Origin of the sequence: Streptomyces sp. NPDC002889, from assembly GCF_042888425.1 — a bacterium.
GTDB lineage: Bacteria > Actinomycetota > Actinomycetes > Streptomycetales > Streptomycetaceae > Streptomyces.
This window is the reverse complement of sequence record NZ_JBIAPT010000013.1, coordinates 221709-243188: the sequence shown is the minus strand read 5'-3', so window position 1 is coordinate 243188 and position 21480 is coordinate 221709. Positions and strand designations below refer to the sequence as shown.

Genomic DNA, 21480 nt, shown 5'->3' with positions numbered 1-21480 from the left:
GCCGGGCCGTGCGGGCCGGGGGGCATCTGCGTAAGGGCGGTGTCAGCGGTTGACGGTGTCGGTATCGGGGTCGGTCTTCTCCATCGCGTCACGGAAGCGCGCATAACCGGCAAGCTCGGCCACGTCCCCCGCAGCTCGGTTGCGCGAGGCCCAGCCGGCCCATATCGCAGCACCGATGACAGCGAAAAGCGGAATCAGCAACCATGCGAGAACTGCCATTGCGACCTCCCTCCTACTCACGAGCAACTCGACTGAGTGATCAGCAGATTAGTCATCCGCGAGTTCAACGCTCACGGCAGGGGTACGGTTACGCAAATCGGGGCACATAGGTCCGAACGGGTTTCGCGGCCCTCTCAGGGACGGCGTCACGCGCCGACTCACCCTCCCGCCACCCGTCCGCCACCCCTCAAGGATGGCGCTACGCGCCGACCCATTCTTCGGTGCCGTTCGAGAACTTCTGGTGCTTCCAGATCGGCACCTCGTGCTTCAGGTCGTCGATCAGCTTCCTGCAGGCATTGAAGGCCTCGCCCCGGTGCGGGCACGACACGGCGACGACGACGGCCAGATCCCCGACGGCCAGGTCACCCACACGGTGGACAGCAGCAAGCGCCCGAACGGGGTACTCCGCAGCCACCTTCTCGGCAATTCGGCGCATCTCGGCCTCCGCCGTCGGATGGGCCGAATAGCCCAGCGTGTCGACGTCGGTGCCGCCGTCGTGATTACGCACGGTGCCGACGAAGAGCGCGGTGCCGCCCGCCGCGTCGTCACCGACGGCGGCGAAGACCTCGTCGACGGAGAGCGGGGTGTCACGGATCGCAAGCAGACGGATGGGATCCTGCGCCGCCTGCTCACCGGGATGATCGTTCGTCGGTGCCATGCAGCCATCGTGCCCCACGGCACCGACAACACGGAATAGCCGCATCGACCGGTCGCGCATACGCCGGCTTGGAGCCTTCTCCATCCCGTACGGCCTCCTGCCCCCACTGAAGCCCATGAGGCCACGGAGGTCCCTGGATCCCCCGCAGCCCCCTGGCACTGCGCCTAGATCCGACGGCGCGCCTTGCGAGCGCGCCGCACCAGCGCGGCCGTCCCCAGCAGCGCGACCGTCGCACCCGCGGCGCCCGCGGCGGTGGCGTCCTTGCGGCCGAGGCGGCGGCCCGCGACGGTGTGCCTGCCCTCGACCTCCTCCAGCAGCGCGGCGAGCACCTCCTCGTTGGTCCATTGCGGCCGCCAGCCCGCGTCGTGCAGCCTGCTGACGCTGACCACCCAGGGGTGCATCGTGTACGCGAGGTCACCGGCCGGGGACGGGGTGAGCCCGATCCTGTGCAGCCGGGCCGCGGCCCCCAGGGCGACCGCCGACGGCAGCTCCATACGGCGGATGCCGCTGAGCTCCTCGACCTCCTCCTGCTCCAGCCAGCCGTCGCAACCGACCGCGAGCTCGCCCTCGACCTTCTCGAGCGCGGCGTACTCCAGGGCACTCACCAGGTCCTCGACATGGCAGAACTGCCAGGTGGGACGTGATCCGGCGACCACGAGCAGCCTCGGCGACTCGAAGTACCGCGTGAGCGCGGTGTCGGTTCCGCCCACCAGTACGGCGGGCCTGATGACCGTGACGTTGAGACCCGGGTGCGCACGGGGCGCCCGGCGGGCCAGGCGCTCGATCTCCAGCAGGTCGCCGACGCCGGTGGCCTCGGCGGTGGCGCGCAGCTCGGCGTCCTCGGAGAGCGGGATGTCGTTGTCGGGCAGCGCCCCGTAGACCATCGCGGAGGTGCACAGGACGACCCGGTGCACACCGGCGGCCGCCGCGGCGGTCAGCACGGTCTGGGCGCCTCGTACGTTGTAGGCGCTCCGCGCGGCGGGATCGGATTCCAGGTCGAGGTCCACCGCGAGGTGAACCACCACATCGGCGCCGCGCAACTTCTCCGCGATGGCCGGGTCACGTACGTCGAGAATGTGCCATTGCGCCTCGGACACCTCGCCCCGGCGCTCGTCGATCGCGACGACCTGCTTGACCTCCTCGGACGCGGCAAGACGCCTCGTGAGCAGGTCGCCGACGCCCGTGGCGGCACCCGTGACCGCCACGACGGGGCCACGGCCGGCGGGCCCGCGGCCGGGCGCCGCGGTTGAGTGGTTTCGCGCTGCGCGAACCTGCGGATCTGGGGAACTCACCAGGCGTCTCCAGCGGTTGTCTTCAGTACGTACACGCTTCACGCATACGCACCAGGTGGCGTCCATCCTGCCGCAGCCCACGCGTCGGCGGAGCACTGAGCCCATATGCGGCCCGGGTGTCTACGCTTGTGGTGTTGTCAGGCAGTCGCCGCCGGCAGTCAGCCGGTGGCCCTACGAGCCGAGGAAACCCGTGAGTGACACCCCATTCGGATTCGGCCTTCCGCCGGAGGAGCCGGAGAACGGCGACGAGGGCAAGAAGAAGAATCCCACCGGAGGTGGCCAGGGCTCCGGCGGATCCCCGGCCAATCCTTTCGGGGGGTTCGGTTTCGGGGACAGCGGCGGGGACAACCCCTTCGCCGCCATGTTCGGCTCCCTGAACCCCAGCGACCTGGGCGCGGCCTTCCAGCAGCTCGGCCAGATGCTGAGCTACGAGGGCGGCCCGGTCAACTGGGACATGGCCAAGCAGATCGCCCGCCAGACGGTCTCGCAGGGCACGCCGGACGGCACCAAGGACGCGAGCGTGGGTCCGGTCGACCGGACCGCGGTCGAGGAGGCCGTGCGGCTGGCGGACCTGTGGCTGGACGGCGCGACCTCGCTGCCGTCCGGCGCGAGCACGGCCGTCGCCTGGAGCCGCGCGGAGTGGGTCGAGGCGACCCTCCCGGCATGGCAGCAGCTCGTCGACCCGGTCGCCGAGCGGGTGGGCCTGGCGATGGGCGATGTGCTGCCCGAGGAGATGCAGGCCATGGCGGGCCCGCTGATCGGGATGATGCGCTCCATGGGCGGCGCTATGTTCGGTCAGCAGATCGGGCAGGCCGTCGGCGTGCTGGCGGGCGAAGTGGTCGGTTCGACCGACATCGGCCTGCCGCTGGGTCCGGCCGGCAAGGCCGCGCTCCTTCCGCTGAACATCGAGGCGCTCGGCAAGGACCTCGGGGTGCCGAAGGAGGAGGTGCGGCTGTATCTGGCTCTGCGGGAAGCCGCCCACCAGCGCCTCTTCGCCCATGTGCCGTGGCTGCGCTCCCATCTGTTCGGCGCGGTCGAGGGCTATGCGCGCGGGATCAAGGTCGACACGACCAAGCTGGAGGACGTGGTCGGCCAGTTCGATCCGACGCATCCCGAGCAGTTGCAGGAGGCGCTCCAGCAGGGCATGTTCCAGCCGGAGGACACCGCGGAGCAGAAGGCGGCGCTGGCCCGGCTGGAGACCGCGCTCGCCTTGGTCGAGGGCTGGGTGGACGCCGTGGTGCACGAGGCGGCGTCGAGACGGCTGACGTCCGCGGCAGCGCTGCGCGAGACGCTGCGCAGGCGCCGGGCATCGGGCGGTCCTGCCGAGCAGACGTTCGCGACGCTGATCGGTCTCCAGCTGCGTCCGCGCAGGCTGCGGGACGCCGCCCGGCTGTGGGCCTCGCTCACCGACGCGCGCGGCATGGACGGGCGCGACGCTCTGTGGGAGCACCCGGACATGCTTCCGACGGCCACGGACCTGGACGACCCGGACGGCTTCGTCCACCGCGAGCAGCTCGACTTCTCCGAGCTGGACAAGATGCTCGGCGAGGCAGCGTCCAAGGACGACAAGGGCGGTAAGGACGAGCGCGGCACCGACGACAAGGGCGACGACGAGAAGTGAGCCTGCACGACGACGCCGTGCTCGTACTGAAGGCCTACGAGCACCAGGAGGAGCTCCGGCAGCTGTATCTGGACCATCTGTTCGCGCACCCGGACGGCATGTGGAAGTCCTGCGGAGCCGGACATGTCACGGCGAGCGCCCTGGTGATCGATCCGGAGCGCGAGCGGGTGCTGCTGACACTGCACAGGAAGCTCGGCATGTGGCTGCAGATGGGCGGACACTGCGAGCCGGGTGACGCGACGCTCGCCCGGGCAGCGCTGCGCGAGGCGACGGAGGAGTCCGGGATCAGTGGTCTGAGGCTGCTGCCGGCAGGTCCGGTCTCCCTGGACCGGCATCCGATTCCGGCGCCCTGCAACTGGCATCTCGATGTCCAGTACGCGGCGCTGGCTCCGGCCGGCGCCGTCGCGGAGATCAGCGACGAGTCGCTGGATCTGCGCTGGTTCGCGTACGACGAGGTGCCGGACGTGGCCGACGCGTCGGTCGTACGACTGCTGGAACGCACGCGCACGGCGATGTAGCAGCCAACGCGTAAGGGGCGACCGTCAGGGCGGGCGCCCCTTACGCGTTCGGTCCTCGGCACTCATGAGGCCTCTTCATGAGACCTTGCAAATGATGTGCGGCTGGGCCCGGACCGGACCTAGTTCCAGGCGTTGTTCTGGTTCTGGGCGTGCGCGCCCTGCTGGCCCATGCCGTACTGGGCGCGCAGACCCTGCCCGAGGTCCGCGTTCTGCGGCGGCATGACCTCGCTGGGCTGCACCAGCACGAAGCCCTGGCCGAGGAAGCTGAGCTCCCAGCCCTCCCCGGTGTTGCCCCGGCGACGGCGGATGCCCGTCGAGTGCGTCTGGGACTGCATCTGCACCCGCAGCGCCGACGACCACGCGACGATCGCGTCCGCGTCCACGCTGACGTACTTGTCCGGTGTCACCTGCATCATCAGCGGCTGGCCCGAGGTCATCAGCGCGACCTTGCCCCGGCCGGAGATGTTGAGCTGATACTTGCCGGATCCGGAGATGCCGTACTGGCTGTCCACCGCGATGACCTCGGTGTGCAGCGTGGAGTCGAGCGCCAGTACGTAGGCGCTGTCGACCGTCATGCCCTCCTGGTCGACGTCCACGACGTGGACGTACTGCGCGAGGTTGGCGAAGTAGACGGTGCCCTGGCCCGAGCAGCGCATCAGGTCCAGGCCCTCACCGGTGTTGGCGCGGGCCCGTCGCTGGTTGCTCGTCTGGTATTCGCCGTCGAAGTCGATCAGGCCCTGGTAGGCGACCATCGCGCCCTTGCGGGCGAGGATGTCGTCGTGGCCGGTGAGCGAGACCCGCAGCAACTGCGGGTTCTGCACGACGTACCGGTCCTGGGACTGCTGCTCGGCGTAGCTGAAAAGCGGACTCTGCATGGTGTGTTCTCCTCCCCCTCAGTGCCGGATCCGCAGGCGGTCGGTACTGTCCTCGCTCGGCTGTACGACGACGATGCCCTGGCCCGAGAAGGCCATCTGGTACGCCTCGCCGCTGCCCCGCCCGACGAGCGAGGAGGCCTTGAAGCTGCGCTTTCCCTTCACCTTCAGGTTCGGGGACCAGGCGACAAGTGCGTCCGGGTCGACGTACGTCTCGTCCTCGCCACGGCCGCAGTCGACGACGATCGGCGTACCGCGCGAGGTCAGGGCGACCCATCCCGTGCCCGCGATCTCCACGTTCCACAGGCCCTGGCCGGCGAACTTCGCCATGCCCTTGACCTTCTCGACGCCCCACTGGAGGTGTGCGTCGAAGGCCAGCACATTGGTGCCGTTGACCGAGATCGAGTCGTTGTTGAGGTTGATGACGACGACGTCCGCGCCGTAGTCGGCGAGGTAGAGCAGGCCGTCGCCCGAGCACTTCATGATGGGTGTGCCTTCGCCGGTCACCCACTGGGAGGCGATCTGGCGGACGGCGGGCGGATTCGGCTCGTACTGCACGAAGCCTTCGTAGGCGACCATCGAGCCGGTGCGCGCGTACAGGTCCTGGCCACTGGCCATGGCGACCTTGAGCATGGTGCGGCCGTGGTTCTCCATCCGGGCCGCGACCGGGGTCGGGGCGAAGCCCGCGAGTTGCTGATTCATTGTCCGGGCTCCCTCAGACCTCGTACGGCTGGACGACGATGAAGTTGCCGGGGGCGCCCCGGAACTGGAGGTTCACGGTCTCACCGCTGTGTCCCGGGTAGGCGTTGCGGCGCAGCCGGACCTGGCTGGAGAGGATGACCTGCGACGCGGCCGACCAGGCGACGACCGCGTTGCAGTCGGCGAAGGTGGTGGGCGTGACCGGCAGGACCACCGGGATGCCGTGCGTCTTGACGACGACCGTGCCCGTGCCCTGGAACATCATCGTGAACAGCGCGCCACCGGGAATGCCATGGCCTTCGATGCGGCGGACCTCGTGCTGCAGCGACTCGTCGAACGCGAGGACGTTCTCCGCGGAGACGCAGATCCCGTCGCCCTGCAGCTCGATGGAGTGAAGATGCGCCCCGTTCTCGGCGAGGAAGACCTGGCCGCGTCCGGAGCAGCGCATCAGCTGCATTTCCTGGCCGGTGGCGTTGCCGACGATACGGCCCGCGAAACCGGCGCCCTTGTAGCTGAAGTCGACCTTGCCCTGGTACATGACCATGCTGCCCTGGCGGGCGAGGACAGGAGTGCCGCCCATGGTCAGGTCGACCCGCATCAGCTGCTGGTTCTGCGGGGTCCAGCGCTGACCGGTGGGAGTCTCGCGGTAGGGCTGGAGCGCGGCCTGCAGACCGGCGCCCCCCTGCGGGAGGCCCTGCGGAACGCCCTGCGGCATACCGCCCGGCGGCATGCCTGGGGGCTGCTGGCCGTACGGCGCGGGGGCCGGCTGGCCGTACGGCGACGGCATGCCCGGCTGCGGGACCTGGCCCGGAACCTGTCCTGGCATCTGGCCGAACTGCGGCTGCTGCGGCGGCTGTCCGTACGGGGCCGGCGCCGGGGGCGGCACAGTGCCCTGCGGCATCGGCGCGGCCACCGTCGGGGCGGCGTGCATCTGCGGGTTCGCCTGCGGGGCGGGCGCCGGGGCCTGGGCCGGAGCGCCGAACGCGGGCGCAGGCTGTGGGGCCTGTGGGGCGGGTGCCGGGGCACCGAACGCGGGGGCGGGTGCCGGAGCCTGCGGCGGCGCGAACGACGGTGCAGCGCCCTGCGGTTGCTGCGCGGCCGGCTGCTCCTCGGCGACCTCGCCGCCGAAGTTCTTCAGCAGCGCGTCGAGCCCGCCGTCGAAGCCCTGGCCGACAGCGGCGAACCGCCAGACGTCCTTGAGGTAGAAGTCGCCCAGCATCACCGCACGCTCGGTGGAGAACTCCGAGCCGTTGAAGGCGTACCGGACGACCTCCTCACCGCCGGCGACGATACGGATGTGTCCCGGGCCGATGTGCGACATCTGCCCCGCGCCGTCGATCGTCGCGGTGAAGGAGAGCTTGTGGATGTTCGCCGGAATGCTGTCCAGTGTGACGCGGAACGATTCGGTGTCCCCGGCCTGCGCACCCAGGAGCTGAATCGACTCCTCGGGCGACTTCGGCTGGTTGAAGAAGATGAAGTACCGGTCGTCCGAAAGCTGCTCGTTGGCATCGAGACCGAAACAGCTGATGTCGAAGGTCAGCCCAGGAGCCGCGATCTGCACACCTACGTACAGATCCGTCCCCGGCGTGAGATCACTGATCTTGGCCTTGTGGCCGCGTTGGAATTCCCTGGCCATGCGTTACGACCGTCCCCCATCCCGAATGTGAATGCGTCGCGCCAGGCTAACGGCTGAGTCCGACATTGAGCCAAGCCGGTACACATTCGGTACAGGACCGTCGACCGTCACTCCCCCGGCGCGACCGGCAGATGCGGGAGCCGGTCGGCCGCGACGACGCCCTCGAGGTACCCGCGGGCGCGCTCGGTGCGGGGGTATGCCTCCAGCAGCCGCCAGAACCGCGGTCCATGGCCGGGCACGAGCAGATGCGCCAGCTCATGGACGAGTACGTAGTCGACGACGTACTCGGGCATGCCCTGCAGGCGGTGCGAGAGGCGGATGCTGCCTTCCGCCGGAGTACAGGAGCCCCAACGGGTGTTCTGGTTCGTCACCCATCGCACCGATGCCGGCTTTGCCCGACCGTCGAAGTACTGCGCGGACAACCGCTCGGCCCGCTCGGTCAGTTCGACGTCGCCGAGGACGCGCTTGCTCTCCTGGGCGGCGAGCTTGTCGAGCATCACGCCCACCCAGCGCCGCTCCTCCGCCTCGGACATCCGGGCGGGAATCAGGACGATGGTGCGATCGCCCTCACGGTAGGCGGAGACGGTCCTGCTGCGCCGGGTGCTCCTGCGGACCTCGACCGCGCTCGTCCCCGATCCGCGTGGCGGGTGACGTGTCGCACCCTGCTGCTGACTCCCCGCGCTGTGCGGTGGGGTGTCCCCGGCAAGGCGAGGGGAAGGATCGAGGGGCACGCTCCGACGTTACCCGCTGTCAGTGAGGGAAGTCCCGCCTCGGGAACGGTTCGAACTTGATCCACTCCATGGCTGCACCATTTGAACGACTAATACCCCACACCTGTGGACAACTTTTCACACTCGTCGAAGCCACCGGGCATTCTGACATCGGATCAGCGAAGTGCCGACCCCCGGACCGGGCGGCATTTGTGACGTTCCGAGACCGACGGGGGAAGCGGATATGCATCCGATGATGAAGCCCGCCCTGAGGCGAGCTTGGCGAGATCGTCAATCCGTGCAGTTCGGGGTCACGCCCGCGCACGCGGTGGCAGTAGGACCGGTGGATACGGCGACCGGCTCCCTGATCGAGCTGCTGGACGGCACCCGTGGCCTTCCCCTGCTGCGCGATCAGGCACGGGCGATAGGGCTCCCGGACGGCCGAGTCGACGCGTTGGTGAAGCGGTTGGCAGCGGCGGGACTGGTGGACGATCCGACGGCCGGGGGGCCGGCGGCCGACGCCTTGCGCACACGGACCGGCGCGCTCGAGCGGTTGCGTCCCGATCTGGCGTCACTGTCCGTGATCCATCCCGAACCGGGCGGCGGGATGGGACGGCTTGTCGCCCGGCGGGCGATACGGGTTCAGGTGCGCGGCGCCGGCCGCGTCGGCTCCGCGGTCGCGGCGGCACTCTCGGCCGCCGGGGTGGGCCAGGTCGAGGTACTGGACGGCGGATGCACGGAGCCCGGTGACGTCGCCCCCGGTGGGCTGCCCGTGGAGGCGGTCGGTGAGCGGCGGGCTTCGGCCGCCCGCCGGCTGGTGCGGCGCAGCGCGCCCGACCGTCCGCCGCACCCGGCCGGAACACCGGGCGCGGTCGCGGGCGGGGGCGAGCCGGGTCTCTCGCTCGTGGTCGTGGCACCACGCGACGGGCTGGCCGCCTACGCGCCCGACCCTGTCGGCGCGCAGGACTGGATCGTGACCGGGACTCCCCATCTGTATGCCGGTGTTGTCGAGGGGACCGGTGTGGTGGGCCCGCTGGTACTGCCCGGATGCTCCGCCTGCGCCGGCTGTCTGGAACGGAACTGCGCGCAGCGGGACCCTGGGCGGGCCAGGCTGCTGGCCCAGTGGCGCTCCGGCCGCCGCACGGCGGTGCCGCCCGCCTGTGATGTCTCCCTGGCCACGACCGTGGCCGGCCTGACCGCGGCGCACGCGCTGTCGTTTCTGGACGGTGAGCTGCCGACGAGCGTGGGAGCACGGTGGGAGGTGTCACTGCCGTTGCTGCACTGGCGGTCCGAGACGGTCGCGCCTCATCTCGACTGTCCCTGCAGCGCGGCGGTGAAAAGTGAGAGGGGGCACACCTCGGGGTTCGGTCCGACACACGAGACAATGGCCGGGTTGACGGCCGTCAACGACGTAACGCCGTAAGGCATATGCGGCACCGCTGTCTGGGATTTGGAGGGGCGTATGTCTGATCTTCCCCGGAAGGCGGTCACCCGGACCGCCAAGTTGGCCGCACTGCCACTGGGTTTCGCCGGACGTGCGACATGGGGTCTGGGCAAGCGGATCGGCGGCAAGTCCGCGGAGATCGTGGCCCGGGAGCTGCAACAGCGCACGGCGGAGCAGCTGTTCAAGGTGCTCGGTGAGCTCAAGGGCGGAGCGATGAAGTTCGGACAGGCCATGTCCGTCTTCGAGTCGGCGCTGCCCGAGGAGGTCGCGGGGCCCTACCGCGCGGCGCTCACCAAGCTGCAGGACGCGGCGCCGCCGATGCCGACGCGCACGGTCCACGCGGTGCTGGACGAGCGGCTCGGCGAACAATGGCGCGAGTTGTTCCTGGCCTTCGAGGACAAGCCGTCGGCCGCCGCGTCCATCGGCCAGGTGCACCGGGCGGTGTGGCACGACGGGCGTGAGGTCGCGGTCAAGGTGCAGTACCCGGGCGCGGGGGAGGCTCTGCTGTCGGACCTGACCCAGTTGAGCCGCTTCGCACGGCTGCTGGGCCCGCTGATTCCCGGGATGGACATCAAGCCGCTGATCGCAGAGCTCCGTGACCGGGTGTCCGAGGAGCTGGACTACGAGCTGGAGGCGCAGGCCCAGCGGGAGCATGCCGCGGAGTTCGCGGACGATCCCGATGTGGTCGTTCCCGATGTGGTGCACCAGTGCGATCAGGTGCTGGTGACGGAATGGATCGACGGCATACCGCTGGCGGAGGTTGTCGCCGACGGCACACCCGAGCAGCGGGACCGCGCGGGCCAGTTGCTGGCCCGTTTCCTCTTCTCCGGCCCCGCTCGTACGGGACTGCTGCACGCGGACCCCCATCCGGGGAACTTCAGGCTGCTTCCCGACGAGGACGGCGAGGGCTGGCGCCTGGGCGTGCTGGACTTCGGCACCGTGGACCGGCTGCCCGGTGGGCTGCCGGGAACCATCGGCGAGAGTCTGAGGATGACGTTGGAGGGCGAGGCCGAGGCGGTCTACGGCCTGCTGTGCGAGGCGGGCTTCGTGAAGGAGTCCATCGATCTCGATCCGGACGCGGTGCTCGACTATCTGCTGCCGATCATCGAGCCGGCCGAGGTGGAGGAGTTCACCTTCACCCGTAGCTGGATGCGTCACCAGGCCGCCCGGATCGCCGACATCCGCTCCCCCGCCTACCAGTTGGGCAAGCAGTTGAACCTGCCGCCCGCGTATCTGCTGATACACCGGGTGACCCTGAGCACGATCGGGGTGCTGTGCCAGCTGAACGCCACCGTGCGGTTGCGGGACGAGCTCGAGTCGTGGCTGCCCGGCTTCCTGCCGCAGGAGGAGGCAGTCGGGGCCGAGCCCGAGGGGGAGCCGGTAGAGCTGACGGAAGGCGCGGCGGCCGAGGCGTAGGGCCTGGGAGCGCCGTCACCACCAGTCCGAGTCGAGACGACCCTCGATCGCTCTGAGGTTGGCGCGCGCACAGTCCTCGCAGAAGTAGTGGCGGACACCGTTCTCCACGGAGAAGGTCCAGGTGGGCGGTGTTCCCTCGGCGACCGCGCCGCAGCGGGAACATACCGCGCTCTCGGCGCCCTGCTGTTCGGGGTGAGGAGTCTTCTGCTCGTCCACCTCGTGACGATAACTCCGCGGGGGACCGGCCGCAGGTGCAACGCACCGCGGGGGCCGGTCCGAACGGACCGGCCCCCCCGGGAAGTGCGCTGTGCGTCAGTGCATGACGGCCATGGCCAGTGCGCGGCGCGCGCGCAGGGACACGCGCTCGGCGCGGCGCTGCATCCGCCGCGCGGCGACCAGGCGCAGGGCCTGGCGTTCCGCGTCGGCTTCACGCAAGCGCTCGCTCATATGCGCGCGAGCCAGGGCTTCTGGGATGAGTTGCATTTCGCGGGTCCTGTTCTGACGCGAGGCGTTCGCGCCGGTGGTGGTGACAGCTGGGGTGGCGGAGCCGTTCGGCTCGCTCGTGGAAGAGGACATCGGGGCCTGCTTCTTGGGATCGTGCGTGAGGGGTCGGTCGATGGTTCCGATGGCGATCATGCCGCGACCGGGTTCTTGCGCGGGCGACCACGCGGCCGCTTGCGGGCGACGACCACGCCCTGGACGAAGAGCTCTCCACCCCAGACACCCCACGGCTCACGCCGCTCCTTGGCGCCCGCGAGGCAGGCCTCCATCAGCGGGCAGGTGCGGCAGAGGGACTTGGCGTACTCGACGTCGGCCGGCGACTCGGCGAAGAAGACCTCCGGGTCGTAGGAGCGGCAGGGGACGGGTACGCCGAGGTTCTCGATGGCGTCGTCGAGCGCGGTGAGCGCGGTGAGGGGAGTCAAGGTGGAGTCCTCGGTGCAGGCGGGCGGGGAGATCGTCTCGGAAGGCGGTACGGACGGGGCGTGCGCTTCGAGTTGCACGGTGTGTTGTTCCTCGTCTGGTCGTTCCGGCTGGTGGCCGGTGGCGGGTCCCCCGACGGTGCCGGGGGGGCTGGTACCGGGTGCTGCTTGTCCCGAGGCCCCTTCGCTCTGTCATCCCGCTGGGGAAAACAGAAGGGCCGCGGATCCCGGGTGGGGTTCCGCGGCCCTGAAGGCGCCGGCCTGATGCTGGATCAGGCTGGATCACTCCAGGGTTCGAGCCCGCGGAAGGCCCACTTCGTGTGGTGCTGCATCGTCTGCTGGGTTTCGGCACTGGCAGCCGCAATGGCATAGGCCTGAGCCTCTGCCGCTGCTACTCCTGCTTCCAGTGCTTTGGTCGGTCGCTCATTGCGCTCCAGGACGGGGAGGCCGCCCAGGCCGGACGCAGGAAGCACGGCGGAGAAGCCGGACATACCGGTGCCGGTGAACACAGCGGAGAAGCCGAGCGAGCAGGCGGAGACGACCGAGCGATCGGTCATTTTGGCGGTGCTGTTGAACCTGGTGTCGATGCTGATCACTGGAATCGCCTCCTCTCGGCGTCTCGGGGACCGGCCGGGCCGGTCACGCTATTCGGATAAGTACAGCACGAAGACAGGGCCTCGAAGAAGCCGCCCCGTGTTCGTGGTTAAGAACCTATGGGGCTGGCTGGGGCGTGCGCAAACTATTTTTTCGACGAGTTTGTATCAGTCACTCTCGGCTCCGCCTCCAAGATCCTGACCTGCGCAGATGGCCAGGACGTCGGCTCCGAAGCGCTCGAGCTTGCGGCCGCCGACCCCGGAGATACCGGCCAGTTGGCCCTCGCTGTCCGGCACGGCCTCCGCGATCGCCATCAGCGTCTTGTCCGTGAACACGCAGTACGCGGGCTGGCCCAGCTCCTTCGCCTGGTCCGAGCGCCACTCACGCAGCCGCTCGTACAGCGCCTCGTCCATGTCCGAGGGGCACTCCTCACAGCGCATCAGCTTCATCTCGCCCGCGTCCGTGAGGGTCTTGCCGCACACCCGGCACAGCACCGGGCCGCGCCGCTTGCGGCGGCTGCCGCTGCCGCGCTCGATGCCACCCCCGCCGCCGGCCCCGCGACTGCCCGGCACGGCCGAGCCGGGCCGCAGACCGTTCAGGAAGCGGGTGGGGCGGCGGGAGGCGCGGCCGCCGGGTGAACGGGACAGCGCCCACGACAGGGACAGATGCAGCCGTGCCCGGGTGACCCCGACATAGAGCAGTCGGCGCTCCTCCTCGACCTGCTCGTCCGTCTTGGCGTAGGTGATCGGCATCATGCCCTCGGTGAGCCCGACCAGGAACACCGCGTCCCACTCCAAGCCCTTCGCCGAGTGCAGTGAGGCGAGGGTGACGCCCTGGACGGTGGGGGCGTGTTGTGCGGCTGCGCGCTCGTCCAGCTCGGCGACCAGATCGGCGAGGGTCGCCCCGGGCTTGGCCCGGGCGAAGTCCTCGGCGAGGCGGACCAGCGCGGCCAGGGACTCCCAGCGGTCGCGCACCGCGCCCGAACCGGCGGGCGGCTCGGTGGTCCAGCCCTTGGTGGACAGCACCGCCCGGACCTGGGCGGGCAGGTCCTCGGCGTCGTCGAGCAGTGAGTCGTTGCCACCGGCGCGGGCCGCGCCGCGCAACGCGACCCCGGCCTCCCGGACCTCCTGGCGTTCGAAGAAGCGCTCGGCGCCCCGCAGCTGGTACGGCACTCCGGCGTCGGCGAGCGCCTGCTCGTAGACCTCCGACTGGGCGTTGACCCGGTAGAGCACTGCGATCTCGCCGGCGGGGACGCCCGCGGCGATGAGGTCGCGGATACGGCGGGCGGTGCCCTCGGCCTCGGCCGGCTCGTCGCCGTACTCGACGTAGGCGGGCTCGGGACCGGGGTCGCGCTGGGAGATCAGCTCCAGGCGGTGCTCGGCGGCCCGGCCGGCGGCCTGGGAGAGCAGCCCGTTGGCGAGATGGACGACCTGGGGAGTGGAGCGGTAGTCGCGGACCAGCTTGACCACGGTCGCCCCGGGGTGGCGGGTGCGGAAGTTGAGCAGATGGTCCGGGGTGGCCCCGGTGAAGGAGTAGATCGTCTGACTGGCGTCGCCGACCACGCACAGGCTGTCGCGGTCGCCGAGCCACAGGTCGAGCAGCCGCTGCTGGAGCGGGCTGACGTCCTGGTACTCGTCGACGACGAAGTGCTGGTACTGACGCCGGATCTGGTCGGCGATGTCATGGCGGTCCTGGAGGATGCCGACCGTGAGCAGCAGGACGTCCTCGAAGTCGATCGCCGAGCGGTCGCGCTTGAGCTGTTCGTACATCGCGTAGACCTGGCTGATTTCGGCCGGGTCCCGCGGGGCGTCGCGCAGGGACTTGGCGACCGCGGCAGGGTAGTCGGCCGGAACGGTCTGGGTGACCTTGGCCCACTCGATCTCGCTGGTGACATCACGCAGCTCGTTGCGGTCGAGACGGATGCGGCAGCGTGCGGCCGACTCGGCCACCAGCTGGATCTTGCGGTCGAGGAGCCGGGGCAGCTCTCCGCCGACCACCTTCGGCCAGAAGTAGTGGAGCTGGCGCAGCGCGGCGGAGTGGAACGTGCGGGCCTGGACTCCGCCCGCACCGAGCTGGCGCAGCCGGCCTCTCATCTCTCCGGCGGCGCGGTTGGTGAAGGTGACGGCCAGCACACTGGCAGGCTGGAGTATCCCCGCACGCACCCCGTACGCGATGCGGTGGGTGATCGCGCGCGTCTTGCCCGTGCCGGCTCCTGCCAGCACGCACACCGGACCGTGCAGGGCGGTCGCCACTTCGCGCTGCTCCGGGTCGAGCCCGTCGAGCACCGCGTCCGCCGACTCGGGGACCTGCGGGAAAAGAGAGGAGTGCGTTGCTGCTGTCACCCCGCCATGCTGCCAGGTCGGCAGTGGTGCCTGCGGCCGTTGTCCACAGGAGTGCTGTATTGGTCCTACTAATGCGGGCCAATGTGGGAATGGTGGTCGGGTCCCGTACGTTCTACGCCGGTGGAACCCGCACGGAACACGCTGGGACACCCGCCCGGCGAGACCCGCGGGAAGAGCGAGACGAAGGAGCGCACGAGACGATGCAGGGCACTGTGACGATGTACAGCACCACGTGGTGCGGATACTGCCGGCGGCTCAAGAGCCAGCTGGACCGCGAGGGCATCTCCTACAGCGAGATCAACATCGAGCAGGACCCGGAGTCGGCGGCCTTCGTCGAGCGGGCCAACGGAGGCAATCAGACCGTGCCGACCGTGCAGATCCTTCCCGCCGGTGGCGGCAACGAGGTCGTGATGACGAACCCGAGCCTCGCTCAGGTGAAGCAGGCTCTCGGCGTCTGACGGCTGCCTCCGCGCATACGAACGGCCCCGGGCCCGGTCCCGGGGCCGCGCCATGTGCGCACCCTGACCGGACCGGTCAGGCGAGATCACCCGGCTTCGGGAGCGGCTTGCCGTACCACCGCTCGATGAGGCGTGAGGCGATCGAGATCCCGTAGGGCGGCAGCACCTCGCCGGACTCGAACGCGGCTCGCAGATCCTCCCTGGAGAACCAGCGCGCCTCCTCGATCTCCTCGCCGTCCACCACGATCTCGGACGAGGACGACGGCTCGATGCGCGCCACGAACCCCAGCATCAGACTGGACGGGAAGGGCCAGGGCTGGCTGGCGACGTACTCGACCTCGCCGACGGTGATGCCGGCCTCTTCGCGTGCCTCCCGGCGCACCGACTGCTCGATCGACTCGCCCGGTTCCACGAATCCGGCGAGCGTCGAGAAGCGCCCCTCCGGCCAGTGCACCTGACGCCCGAGCAGCGCGCGGTCGTCCTGGTCCGTGATGAGCATGATCACGGCCGGATCGGTACGGGGGTAGTGCTCGGCGCCGCAGGCCTGGCAGCGGCGGATGTGGCCGGCGGCCGCGATGACCGTGCGCTCGCCGCAGCGCGAGCAGAAGCGGTGCAGCCGCTGCCAGTTCTCCAGTGCCACGGCGTGCACCAGCAGTCCCGCGTCGCGCGGCGACAGCAGCAGTCCCGCCTCGCGCAGCCCCGCCGGCCGCGCCGACTGGTCCATCCGGCCGGGCAGGGCGTCCTTCTGGAGCGCGAAGTAGCGCACCCCGTCCTCGTCGGTGCCGAGGAAGTAGCGGTGGGTCTCGGTGACGGGGGCCTCGAAGGCGGGGGTCATGACCAGTTCGGTGCGGCCGTCAGGGGTGTCGTCGATCAGCGCCTGGCCGCCGCAGACCACGAAGACCCGGGTCGTGGGGTGGCTCCACGCCGCCGCGAGCCAGGCCTCGTCGAGGCGGTTGTGCGCTTCGCGGTCTATGCCACTGGGCGCAGTGAGACCGATCGGCTCGGTGAAGCCGATCGGTCGGTCATCGGCAAAGCTGTTGGTGCTCACGGTTTCTTCCAACTCCCCCGGGGTGGATTGGGTTCGGGTTCAGCGCAGGGCTTCGGCCATGTCGCCCCACAGATGGGCGCTCGCTTCCGCACCCTTGAGCAGCAGGTCGAGCTCGACCTTCTCGTTGGGTGCGTGCCAGCCGTCGGACGGTACGGAGATGCCGAGGAACAGGACGGGGGCGGCCAGCACGTCCCGCAGGTCGGCGGCAGGCCCCGAGCCGCCCTCACGGGTGAAGCGGATCTTGTGGCCGTCGAAGGCACGGCCCATGGCCCGTACGGCCGACTGCAGGGCCGGGTGGTCCAGCGGGGTCAGGCAGGGGCGGGTCGCGGCGCCGAACTCGATCTCGTGCCGGACGCCGGCCGGGACCTGAAGGGCGACCCAGTCGGTGACGGCGCGCTCGATCTTGTCGGGGTCCTGTCCCGCGACGAGCCGGAAGGAGAGCTTCACCATGGCCGTCGAGGGAATGATCGTCTTGCCGCCGGGGCCCTGGTAGCCGCCGCCGATGCCGTTGACCTCGGCGGTCGGGCGGGCCCAGATGCGCTCCAGCGTGGAGTAGCCGGACTCGCCGAGCGTGCCGTGCGACTTCGCGGTGCGCAGCCAGGACTCCTCGTCGAACGGCAGCTCGGCGAACAGCTCGCGCTCGGCGTCCGTCAGCGGCGCGATGCCGTCGTAGAACCCGGGGATCGTGACGTGCTCGTTCTCGTCGTGCAGCGCCGCGACGATGCGGGCGGCGACGGTCGCCGGGTTGGGTACGGCGCCGCCGAACGAGCCGGAGTGGATGTCCTGGTCGGGACCGTACAGCGTGATCTCGCAGTCGGCGAGGCCGCGCATGCCGGTGCACACCGTCGGGGTCGTCTCGGACCACATGCCGGTGTCCGAGACGATCACCGCGTCGGCGGCGAGGCGCTCGGCCCGCTCTTCGACGAGCGCGCGGAAGTTCGGGGAGCCGGACTCCTCCTCGCCCTCGATGAGCAGCTTGAGGTTGACCGCGGGTGCGGTGCGACCGGTGGCGGCGAGGTGCGCTCGCACACCGAGGGTGTGGAAGAAGACCTGCCCCTTGTCGTCCGCCGCGCCCCGGCCGTACATCCGGCCGTCGATGATCTGCGGCTCGAACGGGTCGGTGTGCCAGCCGTCCTCGCGGGCGGCGGGCTGGACGTCGTGGTGGCCGTAGACCAGCACGGTGGGTGCGTCGGGATCGCCCGAGGGCCATTCGGCGAACACCGCGGGTGCGCCGGGCGTCGGCCAGATCTCGGTGACGGGGAACCCGGTCCCGGCGAGTTCGGCCGCGAGCCACTCCGCGCTGCGCCGTACGTCCGCGGCGTGGTCGGGCTGTGCCGACACCGACGGGATGCGCAGCCATTCGGCGAGGTCGTCGAGGAAGGCTGTGTGGTGCTGCTCTACGTACATACGGACGGCGTTGTCCGGGGTGTCGCTCATGCTCCTGAGCCTAACGGGCACCGGCGGGCGATTCGTCGGCCGTCCCGCCCAGCAGGATGCGCTCGAGCCCGGCGCGGTCGGGGAGGTCGTCGGGTCGGACGATCGCTCCGCTGCGTACGAACACGAACGAGGCCGTCACCGCGTCCGTCGGCACGCCGTGCGCCTCTGCCCAGGCCAGGCGGTAGACGGCGAGCTGCAGCGGGTCGGCCTTGCCGTCGCGGGCCGTCTTCCAGTCGACGATCTCGAAGGTGTCCGGACCGGATCGGTAGACCGCGTCGATACGACCCCGGATGACACGGCCCGCGAGGGTGAGCTGAAACGGGGCCTCGACACGGTGGGGGGTGCGCCGGGCGTACGGGGTGCGCTCGAAGGCCTCCTTGAGCGCGGCCAGATCGCGCTCGTCCTCGATGTCGTCCACGCCGTCGTCGGCGCCGCCCGGCAACTCGTCCGGGCCGAGCATGGGCAGTGGCAGCTCCTCGAACCGCGACTCGACCCAGGCATGGAAGCGAATGCCCCTGCGTGCCGCGGGCTGAGGGGGCCGGGGCATCGGGCGGGCCAGCTCTTGGGCGAAGCCGTCGGGGTCGGCGGCGAGGCGCAGCAGCTGGGTGGCGGAGAGCGAGGGCGGTACGAGGACGTCGCGCACGCCGGCCCGGGTACGCCGCAGCTCGCCGGCGAGGGCGTCGAGGTCACGGTCCCAGGAGGCGATGGTGCGGGCGTCCTCGGGGGTGAGGGGGTTGTCGCCCGTCCCACGCTCCCCCAGAGCTCGGCCGGTCCCCCCGGGCCGGGAGGTGTCCGCGGGGGCCGACACCCCCGCAGCCCCGGTCACGCCCGCTCCGCGGCGCGGCTGTGCGGCCTCGGCCGGAATGTTCTCCCGCGGGTCGGGGTGCCGGGGGTCCGGGATGAGGGCGTCGTCCACCCGGGCCGAGGCCTCGTCGTCGTACGGGGCCTCGGTGGGCCGGTCCCAGTCGTCCGGATCCTCGGGCTCGGGCGGCCCATCCGGCTCGCGAGGCTCGGGCGGCCCATCCGGCTCGGGAAGCTCGGGCGGCCCCGCCGACGCGAGGGCGTTCAGGTGGGACAGGACCGTGTCGGCCGCCGCGCGGCGGCGGGACAGCGAGGTCGGATCCAGCGGGAGCGGCCAGGCGTGGTCCGCCGTCGTCCCGTGCAGTGCCGGGTTCTGTGCGTCCTCGGCCGGTTCGTCCGCCCAGACCTCGATCTCGCCGTAGCCCTGCGCGCAGTGGTCGTGGAGCGCCCGGAGGAACGCCGAGGGGCCCCGGCGCCGCTTCTGGCTCGGCCCCCACCAGTGCGCCGAGCCGAGCAGCAGCGATCGCGGACGGGTGAACGTCACGTACCCGAGCCGCAGTTCCTCGGTGTGCTGATGGTCCTTCATCGACTCCTTGAAGCTCCCGAGGCCCTTCGCGTCCCAGGACGCGACGTCCGGGAGCGTCCGGGCGTCGCCCCGCAGGGCGTGCGGCAGCACCTTGGACTGGGAGGTCCACGCCTCGCGCGCCTGCTCGCTCGGGAAGTGCTTGGCGACCAGGCCGGGGACGGCCACGACGTCCCACTCCAAGCCCTTGGCCTTGTGCGCCGTGAGGACCTTGACCGTGTTCTCGCCGCCCGGGAGCGCGTTGTCCAGGCCCTTCTCGTACTGCGCGGCGGTGCGCAGGAAGGCGAGAAAGGCGAGCAGGCCCACCTCCCCGTCCAGCGCTGCGAAACCGGCCGCCACGTCCAGGAAGTTGCCGAGGGTCTCGCGACGGCGTGCGGCCAAGGCGTGCGGGGACGCGGAGAGTTCGACCTCCAGGCCGGTGGTCCCGAGGACGCGGTGCAGTACGTCCATCAGCGGGTCTGCCAGCGAGCGCCGCAGATCGCGCAGTTCGGCGGCGAGGCGGGCGAAGCGGATGCGGGCCTCCGCGGAGAAGGGCAGGCCGTCGTCCTCGCCGCCGGCCGACTCCAGGAAGGTGTCGAGCGCGTCGGCGAGCGAGATGACCTCGGAGGGGTCGGTGCCCTCGACGGCTGCGGCGAGGCGCTGCTCACGGTCGTCGTCCGCGTCGGCGCGGTGCACCAGCAGCCGGGCCCGACGGCCCAGCAGTGCCAGATCACGCGGTCCGATCCGCCAGCGCGGCCCGGTGAGCAGGCGGACCAGCGAGGCGTTGGCACCCGGATCCTGCAGGACCTCGCACACGGCGACCAGGTCGGCGACCTCCGGGAGGTGCAGCAGCCCGGACAGTCCGACGACCTCGACCGGCACGTCACGGGCGACCAGCGCGCCCTGGATTTCGGGGAAGTCACCCGCGGTACGGCACAGGACGGCGATCTCGCCGGGTTCCTTGCCGGTACGCACCAGATGGGCGATCGAGTCGGCGAGCCAGTCGATCTCCTGCGCGTGCGTGGGCAGCAGGGCGCAGCGGACCATGCCGTCCCGCTCGGCGCCGGGGGCGGGACGCAGCGCCTCGACGCCCTCGTGCATCGCGCGCAACGGGGCGGCGAGGCCGTTGGCCAGGTGCAGCAGCCGGCCGCCGCTGCGGCGGTTCTCGCTGAGCGAGAAGCGGGTGGCCGGCCGGCCGTCGGCGTACGGGAAGTGTGCGGGGAAGTCGTCCAGGTTGGCGACGGATGCCCCGCGCCAGCCGTAGATGGCCTGGCAGGGGTCGCCGACCGCGGTGACCGCATGGCCCGTGCCCTGCCCGAACAGACCGGCCAGCAGGAGCCGCTGGGCGACGGAGGTGTCCTGGTACTCGTCGAGCAGGACGACCCGGAACTCGTCCCGCAGGATGCGGCCGACCTCCGGCCTGGTGAGTGCGAGCTCGGCGGACAGGGCGATCTGGTCGCCGAAGTCGAGAAGGTCGCGCTGCCGCTTGGCCGCGCGGTAGCGCACGGTGAGGTCGAGCAGTTCGCGGCGGGCCGCGGCGGCCTCGGGGACCTTGCGAAGCTCCGCGTTGCTGAGCCGGGTGGCCTCCAGGGTGTGCAGCAGCCCGGAGTCGTACGCCTGAAGCTGCTCGGGGCGCACCAGATGCTCCGCGAGTTCGGCGTCCAGCGCGAGCAGATCGCTGACCAGGGACGGGAAGGAGCGGGTGAGGGCGGGATACGGCCCCGGGGCCTCGCGCAGAACCCGCGCGGCGAGCTGGTAGCGGGTGGCGTCGGCGAGCAGCCGGGCGGTCGGCTCCAGCCCGATACGCAGCCCGTGGTCGGTCAGAAGTCGGCCGGCAAAGGCGTGGTACGTGGAGATGCGCGGCTCACCCGGCGGGTTGTCCGGGTCGAGTACGTCGGGGTCCGTCACCCCGGCTCGTACGAGGGCGGTGCGCACGCGCTCGGCGAGCTCGCCCGCGGCCTTGTTGGTGAAGGTGAGACCGAGCACCTGCTCGGGGGCGACCTGTCCGGTGCCGACCAGCCACACCACTCGGGCGGCCATGACCGTCGTCTTCCCCGAGCCGGCTCCGGCCACGATGACCTGCGGGGCGGGCGGCGCGGTGATGCAGGCCGTCTGCTCCGGGGTGAAGGGGATACCGAGGAGCTCCTTGAGCTGCTCGGGGTCGGTGATGCGCGCGGTCACCCGAGAGAGGCTAACGGGGACCACCGACAGCGGTGGTCCCCGTCCGGCCTCA

Annotated in this window: 20 protein-coding genes; 5 read left to right on the top strand and 15 right to left on the bottom strand. The window is 70.7% G+C overall.

Annotation, left to right across the window (positions count from 1 at the left end):
- Window positions 1-42 precede the first annotated feature (42 nt).
- The 3 genes from ACFYWI_RS21590 to ACFYWI_RS21580 form a co-directional block, all read right to left on the bottom strand.
- Window positions 43-219: a hypothetical protein gene (locus ACFYWI_RS21590; protein ID WP_389234809.1), complete on the bottom strand. Its 177-nt coding sequence runs from the start codon at window positions 217-219 to the stop codon at window positions 43-45.
- Window positions 220-418: 199 nt separating this feature from the next.
- Entirely contained in the window at window positions 419-877 is a 459-nt protein-coding gene (locus ACFYWI_RS21585) for a molybdenum cofactor biosynthesis protein MoaE (protein WP_389234806.1), read from the bottom strand.
- Window positions 878-1041: 164 nt separating this feature from the next.
- Complete coding sequence (locus tag ACFYWI_RS21580; protein WP_389234803.1) at window positions 1042-2169, bottom strand: SDR family oxidoreductase; 1128 nt, start codon at window positions 2167-2169, stop codon at window positions 1042-1044.
- Between the two features lie 190 nt (window positions 2170-2359).
- Between ACFYWI_RS21580 and ACFYWI_RS21575 the strand changes: the two genes are divergently transcribed.
- On the top strand, window positions 2360-3790 hold the full coding sequence (locus ACFYWI_RS21575; RefSeq protein ID WP_389234800.1) for a zinc-dependent metalloprotease: 1431 nt from the start codon (window positions 2360-2362) through the stop codon (window positions 3788-3790).
- Complete coding sequence (locus tag ACFYWI_RS21570; RefSeq protein WP_389234796.1) at window positions 3787-4308, top strand: NUDIX hydrolase; 522 nt, start codon at window positions 3787-3789, stop codon at window positions 4306-4308. The genes ACFYWI_RS21575 and ACFYWI_RS21570 overlap by 4 nt, the downstream gene beginning before the upstream one ends.
- Window positions 4309-4427: 119 nt before the next feature.
- Here the strand turns inward: ACFYWI_RS21570 and ACFYWI_RS21565 are convergent, their stop codons facing one another.
- From ACFYWI_RS21565 to ACFYWI_RS21550, 4 genes are all read right to left on the bottom strand, one after another.
- The gene (locus ACFYWI_RS21565) at window positions 4428-5183 is read right to left on the bottom strand and encodes an AIM24 family protein (RefSeq protein ID WP_389234792.1); all 756 of its coding nucleotides are present in this window, start codon (window positions 5181-5183) and stop codon (window positions 4428-4430) included.
- A gap of 18 nt (window positions 5184-5201) precedes the next feature.
- Window positions 5202-5882, bottom strand: a complete 681-nt coding sequence (locus ACFYWI_RS21560; protein WP_389234787.1) for an AIM24 family protein — start codon at window positions 5880-5882, stop codon at window positions 5202-5204.
- Window positions 5883-5895: 13 nt separating this feature from the next.
- A complete protein-coding gene (locus tag ACFYWI_RS21555; RefSeq protein ID WP_389234783.1) occupies window positions 5896-7515 on the bottom strand; it encodes a TerD family protein in 1620 nt (539 codons plus the stop codon).
- Window positions 7516-7622: 107 nt separating this feature from the next.
- Window positions 7623-8246: a M48 family metallopeptidase gene (locus tag ACFYWI_RS21550; protein ID WP_389234779.1), complete on the bottom strand. Its 624-nt coding sequence runs from the start codon at window positions 8244-8246 to the stop codon at window positions 7623-7625.
- Between the two features lie 223 nt (window positions 8247-8469).
- On the opposite strand from ACFYWI_RS21550, the gene ACFYWI_RS21545 reads away from it, so the two are divergent.
- Window positions 8470-9648 carry a ThiF family adenylyltransferase gene (locus ACFYWI_RS21545; protein ID WP_389234776.1) on the top strand — a complete coding sequence of 393 codons (1179 nt, stop codon included), beginning with the start codon at window positions 8470-8472 and terminating at the stop codon, window positions 9646-9648.
- 39 nt (window positions 9649-9687) lie between these two features.
- Window positions 9688-11085, top strand: coding sequence for an ABC1 kinase family protein (locus tag ACFYWI_RS21540; RefSeq protein ID WP_389234772.1), 1398 nt, complete (start codon window positions 9688-9690; stop codon window positions 11083-11085).
- 15 nt (window positions 11086-11100) lie between these two features.
- Here ACFYWI_RS21540 and ACFYWI_RS21535 read toward each other — a convergent pair whose 3' ends face one another.
- The 5 genes from ACFYWI_RS21535 to ACFYWI_RS21515 form a co-directional block, all read right to left on the bottom strand.
- The gene (locus tag ACFYWI_RS21535; RefSeq protein ID WP_389234769.1) at window positions 11101-11301 is read right to left on the bottom strand and encodes a hypothetical protein; all 201 of its coding nucleotides are present in this window, start codon (window positions 11299-11301) and stop codon (window positions 11101-11103) included.
- 96 nt (window positions 11302-11397) lie between these two features.
- Window positions 11398-11721: a hypothetical protein gene (locus tag ACFYWI_RS21530; RefSeq protein ID WP_389234766.1), complete on the bottom strand. Its 324-nt coding sequence runs from the start codon at window positions 11719-11721 to the stop codon at window positions 11398-11400.
- Window positions 11718-12086 carry a WhiB family transcriptional regulator gene (locus ACFYWI_RS21525; protein ID WP_389234763.1) on the bottom strand — a complete coding sequence of 123 codons (369 nt, stop codon included), beginning with the start codon at window positions 12084-12086 and terminating at the stop codon, window positions 11718-11720. The genes ACFYWI_RS21530 and ACFYWI_RS21525 overlap by 4 nt, the downstream gene beginning before the upstream one ends.
- Before the next feature lie 191 nt (window positions 12087-12277).
- Window positions 12278-12601, bottom strand: a complete 324-nt coding sequence (locus tag ACFYWI_RS21520; protein WP_389234759.1) for a hypothetical protein — start codon at window positions 12599-12601, stop codon at window positions 12278-12280.
- Between the two features lie 165 nt (window positions 12602-12766).
- The gene (locus ACFYWI_RS21515) at window positions 12767-14941 is read right to left on the bottom strand and encodes an ATP-dependent DNA helicase UvrD2 (protein WP_389234756.1); all 2175 of its coding nucleotides are present in this window, start codon (window positions 14939-14941) and stop codon (window positions 12767-12769) included.
- Window positions 14942-15141: 200 nt separating this feature from the next.
- Between ACFYWI_RS21515 and ACFYWI_RS21510 the strand changes: the two genes are divergently transcribed.
- A complete protein-coding gene (locus ACFYWI_RS21510) occupies window positions 15142-15399 on the top strand; it encodes a mycoredoxin (protein ID WP_389234753.1) in 258 nt (85 codons plus the stop codon).
- Window positions 15400-15475: 76 nt separating this feature from the next.
- Here ACFYWI_RS21510 and nudC read toward each other — a convergent pair whose 3' ends face one another.
- The 3 genes from nudC to ACFYWI_RS21495 are packed head-to-tail and all read right to left on the bottom strand — an operon-like array spanning window position 15476 to window position 21428.
- Window positions 15476-16447, bottom strand: coding sequence for an NAD(+) diphosphatase (gene nudC, locus ACFYWI_RS21505; RefSeq protein WP_389234750.1), 972 nt, complete (start codon window positions 16445-16447; stop codon window positions 15476-15478).
- Window positions 16448-16486: 39 nt separating this feature from the next.
- Complete coding sequence (locus ACFYWI_RS21500) at window positions 16487-17884, bottom strand: dipeptidase (RefSeq protein ID WP_389234747.1); 1398 nt, start codon at window positions 17882-17884, stop codon at window positions 16487-16489.
- A gap of 10 nt (window positions 17885-17894) precedes the next feature.
- Window positions 17895-21428, bottom strand: coding sequence for a UvrD-helicase domain-containing protein (locus ACFYWI_RS21495; RefSeq protein WP_389234744.1), 3534 nt, complete (start codon window positions 21426-21428; stop codon window positions 17895-17897).
- Window positions 21429-21480 lie beyond the last annotated feature (52 nt).